Source organism: Streptomyces sp. NPDC037242 (assembly GCF_055604165.1).
This window is the reverse complement of record NZ_JBVJUY010000030.1, coordinates 87,646-105,139: the sequence shown is the minus strand read 5'-3', so window position 1 is coordinate 105,139 and position 17,494 is coordinate 87,646. Positions and strand designations below refer to the sequence as shown.

Annotated in this window: 16 protein-coding genes; 8 read left to right on the top strand and 8 right to left on the bottom strand. The window is 74.0% G+C overall.

The window, feature by feature from the left end; translation table 11 throughout:
• Nucleotides 1-187: 187 nt before the first annotated feature.
• Entirely contained in the window at nucleotides 188-1,486 is a 1,299-nt protein-coding gene (locus ACZ7GJ_RS29540; protein ID WP_470755962.1) for a DUF6986 family protein, read from the top strand.
• A gap of 55 nt (nucleotides 1,487-1,541) precedes the next feature.
• Here the strand turns inward: ACZ7GJ_RS29540 and ACZ7GJ_RS29535 are convergent, their stop codons facing one another.
• Nucleotides 1,542-3,866: a WD40 domain-containing protein gene (locus tag ACZ7GJ_RS29535; RefSeq protein WP_470755961.1), complete on the bottom strand. Its 2,325-nt coding sequence runs from the start codon at nucleotides 3,864-3,866 to the stop codon at nucleotides 1,542-1,544.
• Between the two features lie 179 nt (nucleotides 3,867-4,045).
• On the opposite strand from ACZ7GJ_RS29535, the gene ACZ7GJ_RS29530 reads away from it, so the two are divergent.
• Nucleotides 4,046-4,303, top strand: a complete 258-nt coding sequence (locus ACZ7GJ_RS29530) for a hypothetical protein (RefSeq protein WP_470755960.1) — start codon at nucleotides 4,046-4,048, stop codon at nucleotides 4,301-4,303.
• On the opposite strand, the gene ACZ7GJ_RS29525 is transcribed toward ACZ7GJ_RS29530, so the two are convergent.
• Complete coding sequence (locus tag ACZ7GJ_RS29525; protein ID WP_470755959.1) at nucleotides 4,293-5,333, bottom strand: LacI family DNA-binding transcriptional regulator; 1,041 nt, start codon at nucleotides 5,331-5,333, stop codon at nucleotides 4,293-4,295. The genes ACZ7GJ_RS29530 and ACZ7GJ_RS29525 overlap by 11 nt on opposite strands.
• Before the next feature lie 172 nt (nucleotides 5,334-5,505).
• On the opposite strand from ACZ7GJ_RS29525, the gene ACZ7GJ_RS29520 reads away from it, so the two are divergent.
• Nucleotides 5,506-6,543 (top strand): NUDIX hydrolase, encoded by a 1,038-nt coding sequence (locus ACZ7GJ_RS29520; protein ID WP_470755958.1) that lies wholly within the window; start codon nucleotides 5,506-5,508, stop codon nucleotides 6,541-6,543.
• Nucleotides 6,544-6,548: 5 nt separating this feature from the next.
• On the opposite strand, the gene ACZ7GJ_RS29515 is transcribed toward ACZ7GJ_RS29520, so the two are convergent.
• Together ACZ7GJ_RS29515 and ACZ7GJ_RS29510 are read right to left on the bottom strand one after the other, a co-directional pair.
• Complete coding sequence (locus ACZ7GJ_RS29515) at nucleotides 6,549-7,247, bottom strand: MBL fold metallo-hydrolase (RefSeq protein WP_470755957.1); 699 nt, start codon at nucleotides 7,245-7,247, stop codon at nucleotides 6,549-6,551.
• A 76-nt stretch (nucleotides 7,248-7,323) separates the two neighbouring features.
• The gene (locus ACZ7GJ_RS29510; RefSeq protein ID WP_470755956.1) at nucleotides 7,324-8,688 is read right to left on the bottom strand and encodes a M20/M25/M40 family metallo-hydrolase; all 1,365 of its coding nucleotides are present in this window, start codon (nucleotides 8,686-8,688) and stop codon (nucleotides 7,324-7,326) included.
• A 178-nt stretch (nucleotides 8,689-8,866) separates the two neighbouring features.
• On the opposite strand from ACZ7GJ_RS29510, the gene ACZ7GJ_RS29505 reads away from it, so the two are divergent.
• Nucleotides 8,867-10,141 carry a geranylgeranyl reductase family protein gene (locus ACZ7GJ_RS29505; protein ID WP_470755955.1) on the top strand — a complete coding sequence of 425 codons (1,275 nt, stop codon included), beginning with the start codon at nucleotides 8,867-8,869 and terminating at the stop codon, nucleotides 10,139-10,141.
• Between the two features lie 1,106 nt (nucleotides 10,142-11,247).
• On the opposite strand, the gene ACZ7GJ_RS29500 is transcribed toward ACZ7GJ_RS29505, so the two are convergent.
• The gene (locus tag ACZ7GJ_RS29500) at nucleotides 11,248-11,706 is read right to left on the bottom strand and encodes a nitroreductase family deazaflavin-dependent oxidoreductase (RefSeq protein WP_470755954.1); all 459 of its coding nucleotides are present in this window, start codon (nucleotides 11,704-11,706) and stop codon (nucleotides 11,248-11,250) included.
• 148 nt (nucleotides 11,707-11,854) lie between these two features.
• Here ACZ7GJ_RS29500 and ACZ7GJ_RS29495 point away from each other — a divergent pair, with 148 nt between their 5' ends.
• A complete protein-coding gene (locus ACZ7GJ_RS29495) occupies nucleotides 11,855-12,556 on the top strand; it encodes a TetR/AcrR family transcriptional regulator (protein ID WP_470755953.1) in 702 nt (233 codons plus the stop codon).
• A 125-nt stretch (nucleotides 12,557-12,681) separates the two neighbouring features.
• Here ACZ7GJ_RS29495 and ACZ7GJ_RS29490 read toward each other — a convergent pair whose 3' ends face one another.
• Entirely contained in the window at nucleotides 12,682-13,068 is a 387-nt protein-coding gene (locus tag ACZ7GJ_RS29490) for a hypothetical protein (protein ID WP_470755952.1), read from the bottom strand.
• Between the two features lie 179 nt (nucleotides 13,069-13,247).
• Here ACZ7GJ_RS29490 and ACZ7GJ_RS29485 point away from each other — a divergent pair, with 179 nt between their 5' ends.
• Nucleotides 13,248-14,225, top strand: a complete 978-nt coding sequence (locus tag ACZ7GJ_RS29485) for a spherulation-specific family 4 protein (RefSeq protein ID WP_470755951.1) — start codon at nucleotides 13,248-13,250, stop codon at nucleotides 14,223-14,225.
• A gap of 40 nt (nucleotides 14,226-14,265) precedes the next feature.
• On the opposite strand, the gene ACZ7GJ_RS29480 is transcribed toward ACZ7GJ_RS29485, so the two are convergent.
• Nucleotides 14,266-14,517, bottom strand: coding sequence for a DUF6332 family protein (locus ACZ7GJ_RS29480; RefSeq protein ID WP_470755950.1), 252 nt, complete (start codon nucleotides 14,515-14,517; stop codon nucleotides 14,266-14,268).
• A gap of 57 nt (nucleotides 14,518-14,574) precedes the next feature.
• Complete coding sequence (locus ACZ7GJ_RS29475; protein ID WP_470755949.1) at nucleotides 14,575-15,327, bottom strand: maleylpyruvate isomerase family mycothiol-dependent enzyme; 753 nt, start codon at nucleotides 15,325-15,327, stop codon at nucleotides 14,575-14,577.
• 37 nt (nucleotides 15,328-15,364) lie between these two features.
• Here ACZ7GJ_RS29475 and ACZ7GJ_RS29470 point away from each other — a divergent pair, with 37 nt between their 5' ends.
• Together ACZ7GJ_RS29470 and ACZ7GJ_RS29465 are read left to right on the top strand one after the other, a co-directional pair.
• Nucleotides 15,365-16,069: an alpha-ketoglutarate-dependent dioxygenase AlkB family protein gene (locus ACZ7GJ_RS29470; RefSeq protein WP_470755948.1), complete on the top strand. Its 705-nt coding sequence runs from the start codon at nucleotides 15,365-15,367 to the stop codon at nucleotides 16,067-16,069.
• Nucleotides 16,070-16,112: 43 nt separating this feature from the next.
• The gene (locus tag ACZ7GJ_RS29465; protein WP_470755947.1) at nucleotides 16,113-17,411 is read left to right on the top strand and encodes an ROK family transcriptional regulator; all 1,299 of its coding nucleotides are present in this window, start codon (nucleotides 16,113-16,115) and stop codon (nucleotides 17,409-17,411) included.
• Nucleotides 17,412-17,494: the final 83 nt, after the last annotated feature.

The window sequence follows — 17,494 nt, the reverse complement described above, 5'->3', positions numbered from 1 at the left end:
CAACCCCGCACCCCCCAACCCCCCCCCCCCCCCCCCGCCCGCCCCCCCCCCCCCCCCCCCCCCCCCCCCCCCCCCCCCCCCCCCCCCCCGCGCCGTTTCCTGCAACCATTGACTAGTCAATGACCCGTGACTAAATTCTGCTATGCGGATCTAAGCTTCCGTGAAGCGGAAAAGAGGAGAGTGCACGATGGGTCAGCAGGAGAAGGTGGCGACGAGCCTCGCCGGCGCGGTCAGCGAGGGCATCAGCGCCTCCCTCGCCCCGGTGGACGCGGAACTCGCGCGCCACTACCCGGGCGACCCCGGCACCCGCCAGCCCATCCACACGGTCTACGTGCCCGGTGACGTCTTCGCCGCCGACACCATCCGCTCCTGGGGCGACCAGGCCCTCGCGGCCCTCGACGAGCACGCCCCGGACGCCGCCACCTTCGCCAAGGTACTGGGCATCTCCGACGAACTGGCCGTACCGGTCTACGACCGCGTCCGCGCCAAGCTCGCCTCCGAGCCGATCGAGGACCTCCGCGTCGACTTCGAGGACGGCTTCGGCGTCCGCTCCGACGAGGAGGAGGACCAGGCCGCGGCCCGCGCCGCCCGCCTCGTCTCCGAAGCCTTCTCCAACGGCACGAACGCCCCGTACATGGGCATCCGCATGAAGTGCATGGAGTCCAACGTCCGCGACCGCGGCATCCGCACCACCGACATCTTCCTCTCCGGCCTGCTGGAGCACGGCGGCCTGCCCGAGGGCCTCGTCCTGACCCTGCCGAAGGTCACCTACGCCGAGCAGGTCAGCGCCTTCGTCAAGCTGCTGGAGGCCTTCGAGGCCGCCCGCGGCCTGCGCCCGGGCCGGATCGGCTTCGAGATCCAGATCGAGACCAGCCAGTCCATCGTCGCCTCCGACGGCACCGCCACCGTGGCCCGCATGATCGAGGCCTCCAAGGGCCGCGCCACCGGCCTGCACTACGGCACCTTCGACTACAGCGCCTGCGTCGGCGTCTCCGCCGCGTACCAGTCGAGCGACCACCCCGCCGCCGACCACGCGAAGGCGATCATGCAGGTCGCGGCCGCCGGCACCGGCGTACGCGTCTCCGACGGCTCGACGAACGTCCTGCCGATCGGCACCACCGAGCACGTCCACGAGGCCTGGAAGCTCCACTACGGCCTCACCCGCCGCGCCCTGGCCCGCGCGTACTACCAGGGCTGGGACATGCACCCGGCGCACCTGCCGACCCGCTACGCGGCCGTCTTCACCTTCTACCGCGAGGGCCTCGAAGCGGCCGCCGCGCGCCTGAAGGCGTACGTCGCGAAGATCGAGGGCGACGTCATGGACGAGCCCGCCACCGCCAAGGCGCTCGCCGGCTACCTGGTGCGCGGCCTCGACTGCGGCGCGGTCGGCGCCGACGAGGTCACCGCCCTGACCGGACTGACCCGCGCGGAGCTCGACGCCTTCGCTATCCCGCGCCGCTCGGCGACGCTGACGGCCACCGCCTGAGGCTGAAGTACGGGTAGGGCCCGGCCGGGGGAGTTCCCGGCCGGGCTCTCGGCGTTCACAGGGATCCGACGATCCAGCGGCGCAGGGTGCCGTCCTCGCCCGCGGTGGCCAGCAGGCTCCCGTCGGGGGAGAAGGCCACGCTGTGGACGGGCCCCTGGTGGACGGTCAGCGGGCCGCCGACGACCCCGCCCGTGGCCCGGTCCCACAGCAGTACCGTCCCGCCGTCGTCGGCCGAGGCCAGCAGCGCTCCGTCCGGCGAGAAGGCGAGGTCGCTGACCGCCGAGGCGTGGCCGGTGCGCAGTGCGCCGACCGGGGAGCCGGTGGCCGTGTCCCGCAGCCGCACCACCCCGTCGGCCCCGGCCGCGGCGAGCAGGTCGCCCGTCGTCGAGAAGGCCACGGCCCGGACGCAGCCGGTGCTCACGGTGAATTTGCGGAGCAGGCGCTGGCTGGGGACCCCCCACAGCGCGACCGTCCCGTCCGTCGCGGAGGTGGCCAGCAATCCGCCGGGGGAGAAGGCCAGCCCGACGACCTCGCCCGCATGTTCCCGCAGGCTGGAATGGGTACGGCCGCCGGTGACCGGGTGCCACAGCCGTACGGTGCCGTCCGCACCGGCGGTTGCCAGCAGCCGGCCGTCGGGTGAGAACGCGAGGTTGCGAACGGCGCCGTCGTGGTCCGTCGGGATCTCCCTCAGGAGCTTGCCGGTGACCGGATTGCGCAAGCACACCGACCCTTGGGCGGACACCGTGGCCAGCACCGTGCCGTCGGGGGAGAAGGCCATGGCCCGGGAGCCCGTGGAGGCGTCGTCGAGCTGGGCGGCGAGGATCCGCCCGGTGACCGGGTCCCGCAGGACCAGCCCACCCCGCGAGGTGGCGCACGCGAGAATCCGCTCGTCGGGCGAGAAGGCCAACCGCAGCAGACCTTCCTCGGCCGACACGGCCGGAAGCTGGACCCCGTACTGTGCGCGCAGTGCGGCGGCGAGGGCCCGCTCGGCGAGCGAGACCGTACGGGCGGGGCCACTGCGCTCGTACAGCCACACCGTGCGGTCGTCGGACGCGGTGGCGAGCAGCCGGCCGTCCGGCGAGAAGGCGAGCCCGTTCACCGCGTGGGAGTGGTACATGAGCGACGGGCCCACGCGCAGACCCGTACCGGTGTCCCAGAGCCGTACGCGCGAGTCCTCGCACGTGCTGGCGAGCAGTCCGCCGTCGGGCGAGAAGGCCATCGCGTGGACCGCCCCCCTGTGACCCGTGAGGGTCAGCCCGCCCGGGGGGCCGCCCCGGGAACCGAGCAGCCCCGCACTGCCGTCGGCGCGCCCGAAGGCGAGCATCCGGCCGTCGGGGGAGAGGGCCAGCACACTGGGGGAGTCCACCAGTGGTGCCTTGGGCTCGCCGGGGCGGTGGCGTTCTCGGAACATGTCCCACACCCGCCCGCCGCTGCCCGCGCCGAGCAGGCGTCCGTCGTCCGTGAAGGCCACGGCCCGGATCCCGCGGCCGGCGTGATCGGGCAGGGGCGGCCCGGCCCGGCGGCCGGTTTCCAGGTCCCAGAGCCGTACGAGTCCGTCGAAGTCGAGCGTGGCCAGGCGGTGCCCGTCCGCGTCGTACGTCATCGCGCGGATCTGGGTCGCGCCCGCGGACAGGGACGGGCCGCCCGGGGTCAGGTCCGAGGCGTTCCACTGACGCACCACCGACCGGTCCTTGTCGTCGACCGCCAGCAGCACACCGGCCCGCGTGAAGGCGAGCGGGAAGGTGCAGGCGGTCTGTCGGGCAAGGGGCATCTGCCTGTCGGTGTCCCAGAGCTGCACGACTCCGTCGTCGTCGGCGAATGCCAGCAGCCGGCCGTCGGGCGAGAAGGCCACGGACCACACGGTGCAGCCGGTGCGGGCGATGAGCCGTTGGAGCGGGGCGAACGGTGCCTCGGCGGCCGTCTCCGGCCGTCTCCCGACGCCCTGTTCGGCGATGTGCGGGGGCGGTGTCGTCTCCGGCTTCGGTTCCGCTTCGTGCGCGGGCACAGGTACGGGGACGGGCTCGGGCGCCGGAATCCGGGCGCGCCCCGACCCCGTCGGCTGGAGCGCGGCCAACTCCCGCCAGCGCTGCCGCCAGGGATCCAGCTGCGGGGAGACGTGCGAGGGGACGGCGCCCTCCTGGCCGTACTCGTCGTACGAGTACAGGATCCGGACCAGGGCCATCAGCGTGTCGAAGCCGAGCAGCCGCTTGCCCGAGAAGGCATCGCTCTGTGTCGCGATGGGCAGCCGGATCCCGGTACCGGTCCGCGCCGCCTTGCTGCTGAGGTCGCGGTACGAGCGGTTGCCGCGCTCGATCCGCAGGCGGCGCAACTCCGCCGCGAAGGCGGCGAGTCCCTCGTCGAAGGCGGTGTGTGCATCCATCACCCACCAGGCTAGGGCGGCCCCGGCACGGTCGTCCCGGACTTGCGCGAACACGGTGGAACGCCGTGGAACAGCGCGGAGCATCCGTGCCGTTCGGCGCAGTTCGGCGGTGATCGGTTTCGTCCCCGGTTCGTTCCGCCAGTGCGTCCCAAGGGCCTCCTACCTGGTCGGATCGGGCCATGACGAACCCCGAACCGACGTACCCCGAACCGACGTACCCCGAACCGACGTACCCCGGGCCGACGAACGCCGAACCGGCGAACCCGGAACCCTTCCTGACCCTGCACACCGCCTTCGTGCTCGTGACCGCCGTCCTCACCGGCTGCGCGGTGGGCGTGCTGAGCCGCCTCGGCGGTACGCATCCCGCCCTGGCCGTGCTCGCCGGACTCGGCGCGGCGGGCGGGGCCGTGCCCGTACTGCGGAGCCTTATCCGCTGACCGGGGGGAGTTCGCCCGAGCCGCGCCGGATCAGGCGCGTCGGCAGCTCGATGCGCGACGGGGGCAGGTCGGCCCCCGCGAGGCGCTGGAACAGGCGGTCCGTGGCCACCCGGCCCAGGGCCGCAGCGTCCTGGGCGACCACCGTGACGCCCGGACTCAGTAGATCGGCGAGCTCGAAGTCGTCGAAGCCCACCAGCGCCACCGGACGGGGCCCGGCAGCCAGGATCCGTACCACCGTCACCGTCACGCGGTTGTTGCCCGCGAAGACCGCGGTGACGGGCTCCGGGCCCGCCAGCATGGACCGGGCCGCTGCCGAGACGCGCTCGGGCGTCGTCGAGCCCAGCGACACCCAGGATTCGGCCACCGGCAGGTCCGCCGCCGCCATGGCCGTGCGGTAGCCCCGCAGGCGCTCGGTCGCCGTGTGGATGCGGGGGTGGTCGCCGATGAACCCGATCCGGCGGTGGCCGCCCGCGATCAGGTGGGCGACCCCGTCCCGGGCGCCGCCGAAGCTGTCCGACAGCACCACGTCCGCGTCGATCCGGCCCGCGGGACGGTCCACGAACACCGTGGCCACGCCCGCCCGGATCTCCGGCTCCAGGTAGCGGTGGTCGTCCCCGGCCGGGATCACGATCAGCCCGTCCACCCGGCGGGCGCAGAGCGCGAGCGCCAACTCCCGCTCACGGTCCGGGTCCTCGGCACTGGAACCGTTGATGAGCAGCGCCCCGTGCGCGCGGGCCACCTCCTCCACGGCCCGGTTGAGCGGCCCGTAGAAGGGGTCCGCGAGGTCCTCCAGGACCAGGCCGACCGTGGCCGTGCGGCCCTTGCGGAGCACGCGTGCGCTGTCGTTGCGGCGGAAGCCCAGTGCCTCGATGGCCTCCTGGACCCGCCTCTCGGTGTCGGGGGTGACGCCCGGCTCGCCGTTGACCACGCGGGACACCGTCTTCAGGCCGACACCCGCCCTGGCCGCCACGTCCTTCATGGTCGGCCGGTTGCCGTAGCGGGGCTCGGACGGGCGGCGGGTCTGCGGCACGGTACGGAAACCTCCGGAGGCGATGTGTGGCGATGTGTGACGCGTGGCTGGTCAAGGCTCTGACCACGAGGATAAGCACTCGGCCGATTAGCGGGTTTCCGTGGCAGGGTGGTGCGGGCAAGCCACTGGGGGCTCTGGACGGGCCATGGGGGGCATGGGGAGAGGGGTAAACGTGATTGTCTGGATCAACGGCACCTTCGGCGCCGGCAAGACCAGCACGGCCCGCGAACTCGCCGGGCTCCTGCCGGACAGCACACTGTTCGACCCGGAGTTCATCGGCGACGCGCTCCGCGTGCTCCTGCCGCGCAAGCGCCTCGCGGAGGTCTCCGACTACCAGGACCTGCCCAGTTGGCGGCGGCTCGTCGTGGACACGGCGGCGGCGATGCTCGCGGAGCTCGGCGGGGTGCTGGTGGTGCCGATGACGCTGCTCAGGCAGGAGTACCGGGACGAGATCTTCGGCGGGCTGGCGGCGCGCCGGATACCCGTACGGCACGTGCTGCTCGCGCCGGGGGAAACGATCCTGCGGCACCGCATCGCGACCCGCGAGGAGCCCGGGGCGCCCCAGGACGTGGAACTCAGGGTGCGGCAATGGGCGTACGACCACATCCCCGCCTACCAGCAGGCGCTGGGCTGGCTCACGGCCGACGCGCACGTCATCGACAACGGCGCGCTGAGCGTACGGGACACTGCCCGGCGGATCGCCGAAGCCCTGCGCACCGACACGGCCCGGGCCTGCGACATCGTCCAGACACCGCATCCGACGGCGGAGACGGTGGCGGCCGGGGTGCTGCTCTTCGACGCCGAGGACCGGGTGCTGCTGGTGGATCCGACGTACAAGGCGGGCTGGGAGTTCCCGGGCGGCATCGTCGAGCCCGGCGAGGCGCCCGCGCGCGCCGGGGTGCGCGAGGTCGAGGAGGAGCTGGGCCTCTCGCTCGTACGGCCCCCCGAGCTGCTGGTGGTGGACTGGGAGCCGCCGCTGCCTCCGGGGTACGGGGGACTGCGGCTGCTCTTCGACGGCGGCCGGCTCTCGGAGGCGGACGCGGCAGAACTGCGGCTGCCCGGACCCGAGCTGAGGGCCTGGCGGTTCGTGACGGAGGCGGAGGCCGCCGGCCTGCTCCCGCCCCAGCGGTACGAGCGGCTGCGCTGGGCGCTGCGCGCGCGGGAGCGGGGCCGGCCGCTGTACCTGGAGGCGGGCCGCCCGACGCCGTAGCGGCCCTACGGAAGGGGCGTCGCCGCGGCCGCCGCGACGAGGGCGGCGGCGGTGTCCGCCACCAGGGGGTCGCCGTGCCCGAAGCACGCCACCGCCGGGGACAGGTCCGCCAGCCGGCGGAAGGACGTGACGGCTTCGGCGCGGTCCACGTTGAAGACGCCCAGCATCACCGGGCCGACGGCGGCGACGCAGTCACCGGTGAACAGCACGCCGTGCGCGGGCAGATGGACCCCGATGCTGCCCGGCGTGTGGCCCGGGGCGTGGACCGCCACGGCGCCGTCGCCGAAGCCGAGCGCGTCGCCGTCCTCCAACTCCCGGTCCACCGCAGTCGGCGGGGCCTCGGGCACCGTCAAGCCATGTGCGTACAGCGGGAGTTCCCAGTCCAGCAGGTCCGGATCCGGAACCGGGGCCTCGCCCCGGATCACGGGGGCGTCCAGCCGGTGCGCCAGCACCTGCGCACCCCAGCGGGCGGCGAGTTCACCCGCCGCGCCGACGTGATCGCGGTGGCAGTGGGTCAGCACGATCCGCTCCAGCCGTTCCGGCCGGAGCCCGAGGGAGCGGATCGCCCCCTCGATCGCGGGCGCGCGGCCGGCGTGCCCGGCGTCGATCAGCGTCAGGGCGTCACCATCGCACCACAGGTACGCCTGCCCGATGGGGAAGCGGAGCATGTGCAGTCGTCCGGGGAGTATCTCGACAAGATCCATCCCCCGAACGTACGGGCGGCGCCCCCGCTCCCGGCCGACGGATCGCCGGGAGCGGAATACGCCGACGGCGCAGACCTCAGGCGCGCTTGGACTCCGCGTAGTTGACCAGGAACAGCGCCTCCGCGACCGACAGCCGCTCCAGCTCCTCCGGCGAGACGCTCTCGTTCACGGCGTGGATCTGGGCCTCCGGCTCGCTCAGACCGATCAGCAGCATCTCCGCCTCCGGGTACAGCGAGGTCAGCGTGTTGCACAGCGGGATCGACCCGCCCATCCCGCTGACCTGCATCTCCTGACCCGGGTACGCCGCCTGCAGCGCCTGCGCCATCGACGCGTACGCGGGGCTGCTCGTGTCCGCCTGGAACGGCTGGCCCTGGCCCACGACCTCCAGTTCGAGGCGCGCCTTCCACGGGGTGTTCGCCACCAGGTGCGCCTCCAGCAGCTTGATGGCCTCCGTGGTGTCCACGCCCGGCGGCACGCGCAGGCTGATCAGCGCGCCGGCGCTCGCGTGCACCGACGGCGTCGCCCCGATCACCGGCGGGCAGTCGATGCCCAGCACGGTGACCGCCGGACGCGCCCACAGCCGGTCCGCGATCGTGCCCTCGCCGATCAGCTCGACCCCGTCCAGCACCTTCGCGTCCGCGCGGAAGTCCGCCTCCGGGTACTGCAGGCCCTCCCACACCGCGTCCGAGGCCAGACCGTCGACCGTGGTCGAACCGTCCGCCGCGCGCAGCGAGTCCAGCAGCCGGATCAACGCCGCCAGCGCGTCGGGCGCGGCCCCGCCGAACATGCCCGAGTGCAGGTTGCCGCCCAGCGTGTCGATCTTCACCTTGATCAGGGTCATGCCGCGCAGGGTGGCCGTCACCGTCGGCAGGCCGAGGCGGAAGTTGCCCGCGTCGCCGATCACGATGGTGTCGGCGGCGAGCAGTTCGGGGTGTGCCTCGGCGTACTGCTGGAGGCCGCCGGTGCCCTGCTCCTCCGAGCCCTCGACGATCACCTTCACGCTCACCGGAACACCGCCGTTGGCCTTCAGCGCGCGCAGCGCGAGCAGGTGCATGATGAACCCGCCCTTGCAGTCCGCCGAGCCGCGCCCGTACCAGCGGCCGTCGCGCTCGGTCAGCTCGAAGGCGGGGGAGATCCAGGCGGCGTCGTCCAGCGGCGGCTGCACGTCGTAGTGCGCGTACAGCAGAACGGTCGGGGCGCCCTCGGGGCCGGGCAGGAACCCGTACACCGACTGGGTGCCGTCGGGGGTGTCGAGCAGCGCCACGTCCTGGAAGCCCTCGGTGCGCAGGGCGTCGGCCACCCAGTTCGCCGCGGCCTCGCTCTCGCTCTTGGGGAACTGCGCCCAGTCCGCCACCGACTGGAAGGCCACCAGTTCGGTCAGCTCCTGCTTGGCGCGGGGCATCAGCGAGGCGATGGTCTCGGCGATCGGGTTGGGCGACATGGGCACGCTCCTCTTGGGTGCGACGTTGTTCCGTGTGTACGCCGCCGCATCCGCGGGGTGTGCGCATGGCGGTACGGCGAAAGTCAGCATCGATCCTCGCACAGAGGGGCGAGGCGGTCTCTCACCGTAGGATTTCCCCGGCATCGGGCAACAGGATGATCAGGAGCAGCAGCACATCGTGAGCAGCGACAGCAGTGACGGCGTCGGCGTACCGGACACGGCAGGGGAGACGCCCGGGGAGAGCGGCGGGGCCGGCGAGGTGTGGGACGTGGTCGTGGTCGGTGCGGGACCGGCCGGATCCTCGGCCGCGCTCGCCGCGGCGGCGGCGGGGCGGCGCGTCCTGCTGCTGGAGAAGGCCGAGCTGCCCCGCTACAAGACCTGTGGCGGCGGCATCATCGGCCCTTCCAGGGACGCCCTCCCGCCGGGCTTCGTCCTGCCGCTCAAGGACCGGATCCATGCGGTCACCTTCTCCCTGGACGGGAAGCTGACCCGGACCCGGCGCTCGAAGCAGACGCTGTTCGGGCTCATCAACCGGCCCGAATTCGACGCGGCCCTGGTCGCGGAGGCCGAGAAGGCCGGCGCGACCGTGCGAACGGGGACGGCGGTGTCGCGGGTCGAGCAGCACGGGGCGGCCGTGCCGGACCGGCGTACCGTCGCCGTGGTCCTCGCGGACGGCGAGACCGTCCTGGCGCGGGCGGTGGTCGGCGCGGACGGCAGCGCGAGCCGGATCGGCGCGCACGTCGGGGTCGAGATGGACACCGTGGACCTCGGCCTGGAGGCGGAGATCCCCGTACCGGAGACGGTCGCCGCGGACTGGAAGGGCCGGGTGCTCATCGACTGGGGCCCGCTGCCCGGCAGTTACGGCTGGGTCTTCCCCAAGGGCGACACGCTCACCGTCGGGGTCATCTCGGCGAAGGGCGAAGGCGCCGCGACCAAGCGGTACCTGGAGGACTTCATCGCCAGGCTGGGGCTGGCAGGTTTCGAACCGGCCGTCTCTTCGGGGCACCTGACCCGCTGCCGCAAGCCCGATTCGCCGCTCTCGCGCGGCCGCGTGCTGGTCGCCGGCGACGCGGCGGGGCTGCTGGAGCCGTGGACGCGGGAGGGCATCTCCTTCGCGCTGCGCTCGGGGCGGCTCGCGGGGGAGTGGGCGGTGAAGGTCTCCGAGGCGCAGGACGCGGTGGACGCGCGCCGCCAGGCGCTCAACTACGCCTTCGCCGTCAAGGCCGGGCTGGGCGTGGAGATGGGCGTCGGCAAGCGGATGCTGACGGTCTTCGAGGCCAGGCCGGGGTTCCTGCACGCCGCGATCACCGGCTTCCGGCCGGCCTGGCGGGCCTTCGCCCGGATCACCCGGGGCTCGATGACGCTGGCCGACATGGTCCGCGCGTACCCGCTGGCCCGCAAGGCCCTGCACATGGTCGACGCCCGCCAGTCCCGAACCCGCCCCCGCACCTGACCGGCGCCCCGGCGCGGGGCCCCGCCCAGCCCGCCGCGCGACCGGGGCCCGACCGCGAAGCCCACACCCGGCCCGGCCCGCCGGGGGGGGCGGGGTCGGGCAGGTCGGTCCGGAGCCCCCGACCGGCCCGTCGGGGGCGCGGCCGGTAGCCCGCGGGAAGGCCGGTCCCGAGCCCCGGACCCGCCCGTCGGCGCGGATGGGCTGCGACCGGTAGTGCGCCGGGGAGTGGGTCCTGAGATCGGGACCTGCCCGCGCGGGGTCGTGGCTGGGCCGCGGCTGATAGTCCGCCGGAAGGTCGGTCCCGAGCCCCGGACCCGCCCGTCGGGAGCGCGGCCGGGCCGCGGCCGGCAGTCCGCCGGAAAGTTTGTACCGAAGGACCGCCCGTCGGGGACGTGGCTGGGCTGCGGCCGGCAGTCCGCCGGAAAGGTGGTTCTGCGACCCGGACCCGCCCGTCGGAGGCGCGGCTGGGCCGCAGCCGGTAGTCCGCCGGAAGGTCGGTTCTGAGCCCCATACCGGCCTGTTGGGAGTGCGGCCGGGTCGCGGCCGGTGGCCTGCCGGAAAGTCGGTACTGAGACCCGGACCCGCCCATCGGGGGCGTGGCTGGGCTGCGGCCGGTAGTCCGCCGGAAAGTGGGTCCCGAGACCCGGACCCGCCCGCCGGGGCTGCGGCCGGGCGCCCAGCCGGGCCTTCGGCCCACACTTCCCGCCCGAGCGGAATCCCAGCCTGGCGAACGGCCGAACTCGCGGCGGGACGCCGGGCGTCTGGTCGCGCCGCGGTGGGCCGGGCCGGGCGTCCCGTCGCGAGGCGGGCCGGGGAGACGGGTCGGGGAGGCGGGTCGGGCTCCAGGCCGGGCTTCCGATCGGGGCGCGGGTTGGGGCTTCGGGTGGGCCCCCGCCCACACCCCCCGGCGAACTCCCGAGTGGAATCCCAGCCTGGCGAACGGTCGAACTCGCGGCGGGGCGCTCGGCGTCCGGCTGCGGGTCGGGGAGGCGGCGAGGAGACGGGCCGGAGAGGCGGGTCGGGTCCAGGTCGGGGGTCCGGTCGGGGCGCGGGGCTGGGCTTCGGGTGGGCGATGCGGCGGGGCGGGTGTGGGAGTGGGGGGCGGGTCATCCGGTGACGGTGAGGCGGAAGACCGGGTGGTCGGCGGAGGTGGCCTGGAGTTCGGCGTCGGAGGACTTGGCGGTGACGCCCTGGAAGAACCGGTTGACCTCCCAGCCCCACTTCTCCAGGTAGCCCCGCAGGATGACGGCCTTCTCCGCGGGGTCGGTGACCTCCGTGACGGTGAAGGCGCGCACCTTGCGGCCCACGCGCAGTTCGCCGCCGCCCGCGACCCGCATGTTGCGGACCCACTGGGAGTGGCCGCGGGCGGAGACCAGGTACTGGTCCGCGCCCTGGGTGAACGGGTTCACCGGGATCCGCTGCATCTGGCCGGACTTGCGGCCGCGGACCGACAGCTCGGCCGAGCCGGCCAGGCTGAGGCCGAGGCGGGCCAGCTTCCCGAAGAGCGAGTTGAAGCGGGTGGCGAGCGGGCCGGACTGGACGTAGTACGGAGTGGACGCGTTCATGTTGGCCTCCGAGGCGGTTGGGAGAGCACTGCTCTCGCTTGAGATCAGTGTGCACGGATCGGTGCGCTAAATCAAGAGCACTGCTCTCGAAGTGGTTCGGTGATCTGTTTTTTGTGCAGTGCTCCGCCCGCGTGGCACACTGGCTCACATGAGCACCGTGCGAGGGGCCAGGGAACGGGCCCGCATCGAGGTAACAGCCGCCATCAAGGACGAGGCCCGCCGCATGCTCGCGGCCGAGGGCGCCGCCAAGCTCTCGCTGCGCGCCGTCGCCCGCGAACTGGGCATGGTCTCCTCCGCCCTCTACCGCTACTTCCCCAGCCGCGACGAGCTGCTGACCGCGCTCATCATCGACGCCTACGACAGCGTCGGCGCCGCCGCGGAGCAGGCCGACGCCCGCTCCCTCGCCGCGGCCGGTACGCCCCGGGCGCGCTGGATCGCCGTCTGTGAGGCCGTACGCGCCTGGGCGCTGGAGCACCCGCACGAGTACGCGTTGATCTACGGCTCACCGGTCCCCGGTTACACCGCCCCGCAGGACACCATCGGCCCCGCCTCCCGCGTCGGCAACGCCCTCATCGGCATCGTCCGCGCCGCCCACGAGGGCCGCGGCCTCGCCCTGCCCCCGCTCCCCGCCGAACTCCGGCCCGAAGCCGCCCGTATGACCGCGGACTTCGCCCAAGGCCTGCCTCCGGAGGTCACCGCCGCCCTGGTCGCCTCCTGGGCGCAGCTCGTCGGGCTCGTCTCCTTCGAGCTGTTCGGCCAGTTCAACCGCGTGGTCGAGGACCGCGCCGCCTTCTTCGCGCACGCCGCCGGCCAACTGGCCTACGGGGTCGGGCTGTCCGCCAACGGTTGACCGCCCCGGTCGGCCTGGGCATCGGCGTACCGCAGGCTCCGGCCGTACGGTGCGAACAGGTGCCGGGCCAGGGCGAGCGCGGTGAGCACCGCCCCGGCGCGACGGGCAGCGGCTCGATCCCCCGGTCAGCCGGCGGTGAGGGTCACGCAGGGCAGGCCGACGCTCGTATCGCCCCGGAAGCCCTCCGCGCACAGCCGGGTGCCCGCCGGGAAGTGGCGCTGGGGGTACGCCCGGTCGCGGTAGGTCCGGAACTTGGCGACGTCCTCGGCCTTGGTGCGGGCGCTCCAGCCGTTGCTGGTCCACACGCGTGCGGAGATCCGGTTCGGCTGATTGGTGTTGGTGACCGACACCTCCACCCTGCCCAGGTACGTCCCGGTGTCGTAGGTCTCGATGCAGACGGAGTGGTTGCACCACTTGCCGTCGGCCACCGCCGGCGGGCCGGCGGTGAAGACGCCGCCGAAGGCCGCAGCGACCGTGGCAATACCCGTGACGATCTTTCGGAGAGTGGTCATAGCTGCGATAACGACCAGGCCAGGACCCTGTCACTTCGCACCCCGACGCGATCCCGCAGCGGCGGGCGATCGTTCGCTTTTCTGTTCCTCATACCAAAGGGAACGGTTCTGCCGTGCGCGGCGGAACGGCCGTCTAGTGTTCCTCGGGTCGCGCCCCTGCCGCCGCCGGAGGAACCGCCATGGCTCGCGCCGCGAGAGCGCTGTACGCCGTTGTCGTCACCCTGTTACTCGCCGCCCCGGCGCCCGCGGTGACCGCCTCGGCGAGCGCGGGCCGCCCCGGGGCTCCGGCGGACGCGGCGCCATCCGTGCCCGTGCCCGTACCCGCGCCGTCCGTGACGCCCACCCCCCGGATACCCGGCGTGCGGGGCCTGGAGATAGGCGTCCCCGCATACGCGTGGGCCGACGACCCCATGCTCGGCGACCTCACCGCCACCGGCCCGGCCGCCTCCGTGGTGGTCCTCAACCCCGGGAACGGCGACGCCCCCTTCGACGCCCCCTGGCGGGTCCGCGCCGACACCCTGCGCGCCGGGACCACCGCCACCGGCGAGAGGACCAAGGTGCTCGGATACGTCCACACAGATCACGGCAACCGCGACCCCGCAGCCGTCAGGGCCTCCGTCGACAACTACCTGAAGACCGGCGACGGCCGCCTCCACGTGGACGGGATCTTCTTCGACGTCGTCAGCCGCGAATGCGGCCCCGCCAACGCCACCCGCGACCACTACGCGGAACTGCGCCGCTACGTCCAGGACACCATGCGCGCCGTCGACCGCGCCGCGCCCGACCTCGTCGTCAACAACCCCGGCACCGCCATCGCCGACTGCTACCTGGAGCCCGGCCGCCGGACCGCCGACATCTTCGTGACGTACGAGGACACCTACTCGGCCTACGCGGGCGGCGGTTGGCTCGGCGGCAACGTCTTCAACGGCCTCACCGGCTACCGCACCGGCACCGAACTCGACCCGAGCGGCACCGCGTTCTGGCACCTCGTCCACGACGTCCCCGACGCGACCGCGATGCGCGCCACCCTTCGGACCGCCTTCGAGCGGGGTGCCGGCTACGCCTACGCCACCAGCGCGGACATGCCCAACCCGTGGGACACGAGCCCGGCGTGGAAGTACCGCCCCCAGACGTCGTACGCCGCCACCCTCGGCTGATGGTGATGGTGATGCTGGCGCTGACGTACTCTCCCGCCCGCTAGCGCCCGTCGTCCTCCGGGCGGCCGGAGAAGCGCCACAGGAGGTGGGTGACCCGTAGCAGGAACACCGCCCCGGCCAGGACCCCGCCGGCCACCGACAGGGCCCGGCCGACTGCGGGCGAGAGGTCGAAGGCCGGCACCGGGCCGTACACCGCCCCGAAGACGACGGCGGCGGCGAAGCATCCGCTGACGAACGCGTAGCCGATCTCGATGGTGATCGCGTCCCGGTCCGCCTGAGTACGTCGCCCCATGCGTGCAGTGTCACAGCGCGTGGCGCACCGTCACAAGGACGCCCTCTCGCCAACCGCTCAAATCCCGGCGGTGTCGCTCCACAGCCGGGCCAGCGCCAGATCACCGGTGACGCCCGGACCCGCCAGCGGCAGGCGATTCCACAGCGCCGCGTACAGCCAGGACGCCTCGCCGGTCAGCTCGCAGTCCGCCGCCGCCGGTTCACCGGCGGTGTCCCCCCGCACCGCGCGGGCCGGCTCCGGCGACAGCAGTACGTTCCAGACCGCGCCGGTGTCGGCGGCGTGGACCCGGACCAGCCGCGGCTCCGGGGTACGCACACGGCTGCGCGGCCGCGCGTGGAAGCCGGTCAGCAGCTCGTCCACCCCGTCCTCCGCGAAAGCGGGCTCCACCGGCGAGTAGGCCCTGCCCAGGGCCGCCTCGGCGTCCATCCGGTGCACCGTGGTCTCGTGCGCCTGGCGCCGGGCCCAGAAGGCGAGCGGCGAGGGCGGAGCCGTCGGCAGGAAGGTCCAGCACTGCACATCGGCCGGGGCCTCGCTCAGGGTCCGCACCAGCGCCGCGTGCCCCTCGCGGAACCAGGCCAGCAGCTCCGTGCCCACCAGCTCCGGCGCCTCCGGGAACGGCCCGGGCTCCACCTGGGCATCCCGGACGTACCCGGCGGCCCAGCGGTGCACCGACCCGGTGTGCCGCAGCAGATCGGCCACCCGCCACTCGGGACACGTGGGCACCGGGGCGTCCGTACCGGCCTGTTCGGCGACATCGGCGAGCAGTTCGCCCTCACGGGCCAGCGTCTTCACGTACTCGGTGATATCCATGCCCGGAGTCTGCCAGCCGGCACTGACAATGGGAGGTATGAACGGGGAGCTCTTCCCGCGCGAGCGCACCGAGATCGCACCCGGTGCCGTGCACGTGCCCGACTGGCTCGGACCGCGCCGGCAGCGGGAGTTGCTGGACGCCTGCCGCGAGTGGGCCCGCCCGCCCGCCGGGCTGCGCACCGTCCACACCCCGGGCGGCGGGACGATGACCGCCCGGCAGGTGTGCCTCGGCCTGCACTGGTACCCGTACGGCTACGCGCGCACCGCCGTGGACGGCGACGGGGCGCCGGTCAAGCCGATGCCCGGCTGGCTCGCGGAGCTGGGGCGGGCCGCGGTGACCGCGGCGTACGTGGCCGGCGGGTACGGAGGCGCCGGGTACGGGGCCGGCCCCTACGGGGAGGCGTCCGTCGGCGAGGTGCCGTACGCGTACGACATCGCGCTGATCAACTTCTACACCGGTGACTCCCGGATGGGCATGCACCGCGACGCCGAGGAGAAGTCCCCCGCGCCGGTGGTCTCGCTCAGCCTGGGTGATTCCTGCCTCTTCCGCTTCGGCAACACGGCCTCGCGCGGGCGTCCGTATCGGGACGTCGAGCTGCGCAGCGGGGATCTGTTCGTCTTCGGCGGGCCGAGCCGACTGGCCCATCACGGGGTGCCGAAGGTCCTGCCCGGCACCGCGCCGCCCGGTCTGGGGCTGACCGGGCGGCTGAACATCACACTCCGGGTCGGCGGGCTGGGTTAGCCGGCGGCGTCCGGGACCCCCCGATCATGCGAGGATCGCTGTCATGAACGGCAACGGGGCCCCGCCGCGGGTGGGGGATGTGACCACGGGGTCCACCGCTTCCACGAGTACATCCACCAGTGCTTCCACGAGTGCTTCCACGAGGACCAAGCTGGAGCGGGGCCGCGGTGCGCTCGGTCCGGCGCTGGAGCTCGTCCACACCGGCCGGGCCCCCACGCGGGCCGTACTGACGGCCGAGCTCGGCGTCACCCGCGCCACCGCGGGAGCCGTCGCCGCCGAGTTGGAGGCGCTCGGGCTGATCCGCGTCGACTCCCGCCCCGGTGGCGCCGGCGGCGCCCAGGGCCGGCCCTCGCACCGGCTCTCGGTGGACGAGAACGGCCCGGTGGCGCTGGCCGCCCAGGTGCACTCGGACGGGTTCCGGGCCGCGCTGGTCGGCCTCGGGGGCCGGATCGTCGCCACCGCCCCGGGCAAGGTCACCGTCTCCGCCGACCCGGCCCAGGTGCTCGGCGCGGTCGTCGAGGCGGGCGCCGCGCTGCTCGCCGAGTCCGGGCGGCGCTGCATCGGCGCGGGCCTCGCCGTGCCCTCGGCGGTCGCGGAGCCGGAGGGTACGGCGCTCAACCCGCTGCACCTGGCCTGGCCCGCCGGGGCCCCGGTACGGGCCATCTTCGCCGAGTGCGTGAAGGCCGCCGGGATCGACGGCCCCGCCCTGACCGGCAACGACGTCAACCTGGCCGCACTCGCCGAGCACCGGCACGGCGCGGGCCGCAGCGCCCAGCACCTGCTGTGCGTGGCCACCGGGCACCGCGGGGTCGGCGGGGCGCTGGTGCTGGACGGCCGCCTGCACAGCGGGAGTTCGGGCCTGGCCCTGGAGGTGGGCCACCTCACCGTGAACCCGGAGGGGCGGGCCTGCCACTGCGGCAGCCGCGGCTGCCTGGACGTGGAGGCCGACCCGCTGGCCTTCCTCACCGCGGCCGGCCGCACGCCCGGCCCGGAGGTCTCGCTGCTCCAGCAGGCCCGCGACCTGTTGCGGGACGAGCCCGCGGAGCCGGCGGTACGGGCCGCGGTCGAGGAGCTCATCGACAGGCTCGGCCTGGGCCTGGCCGGCCTGGTCAACATCCTGAACCCGGACCGGATCATCCTGGGCGGGCTGCACCGGGAGCTGCTGTACGCCGATCCGGAGCGGCTGCGCGCGGTGGTCGCCGACCGCAGCCTGTGGGGGCGCAGCGGGGGCGTGCCGATCCTGCCGTGCACGCTGGACCACAACAGCCTGGTCGGCGCCGCGGAGCTGGCCTGGCAGCCGGTGCTGGACGACCCCCTGGGGGCGCTGGGCGCGGCGGCCTGACGCGGGCCGCCCGTCCCGCGCCGTGCGCTACCCGGGCCGTGCGCTTCCCGGGCCGCCCGTCCCGGGCCGTGCGCTTCCCGGGC

Coding starts and splice junctions, on each gene's coding strand:
- ACZ7GJ_RS29510 (WP_470755956.1), bottom strand. CDS start 8,688: ATGTCGCCCAACCCGATCGCCGAGACCATCGCCTCGCTGATGCCCCGC.
- ACZ7GJ_RS29490 (WP_470755952.1), bottom strand. CDS start 13,068: ATGACCACTCTCCGAAAGATCGTCACGGGTATTGCCACGGTCGCTGCG.
- ACZ7GJ_RS29535 (WP_470755961.1), bottom strand. CDS start 3,866: ATGGATGCACACACCGCCTTCGACGAGGGACTCGCCGCCTTCGCGGCG.
- ACZ7GJ_RS29480 (WP_470755950.1), bottom strand. CDS start 14,517: ATGGGGCGACGTACTCAGGCGGACCGGGACGCGATCACCATCGAGATC.
- ACZ7GJ_RS29485 (WP_470755951.1), top strand. CDS start 13,248: ATGGCTCGCGCCGCGAGAGCGCTGTACGCCGTTGTCGTCACCCTGTTA.
- ACZ7GJ_RS29475 (WP_470755949.1), bottom strand. CDS start 15,327: ATGGATATCACCGAGTACGTGAAGACGCTGGCCCGTGAGGGCGAACTG.
- ACZ7GJ_RS29465 (WP_470755947.1), top strand. CDS start 16,113: ATGAACGGCAACGGGGCCCCGCCGCGGGTGGGGGATGTGACCACGGGG.
- ACZ7GJ_RS29470 (WP_470755948.1), top strand. CDS start 15,365: ATGAACGGGGAGCTCTTCCCGCGCGAGCGCACCGAGATCGCACCCGGT.
- ACZ7GJ_RS29530 (WP_470755960.1), top strand. CDS start 4,046: ATGACGAACCCCGAACCGACGTACCCCGAACCGACGTACCCCGAACCG.
- ACZ7GJ_RS29540 (WP_470755962.1), top strand. CDS start 188: ATGGGTCAGCAGGAGAAGGTGGCGACGAGCCTCGCCGGCGCGGTCAGC.
- ACZ7GJ_RS29500 (WP_470755954.1), bottom strand. CDS start 11,706: ATGAACGCGTCCACTCCGTACTACGTCCAGTCCGGCCCGCTCGCCACC.
- ACZ7GJ_RS29515 (WP_470755957.1), bottom strand. CDS start 7,247: ATGGATCTTGTCGAGATACTCCCCGGACGACTGCACATGCTCCGCTTC.
- ACZ7GJ_RS29495 (WP_470755953.1), top strand. CDS start 11,855: ATGAGCACCGTGCGAGGGGCCAGGGAACGGGCCCGCATCGAGGTAACA.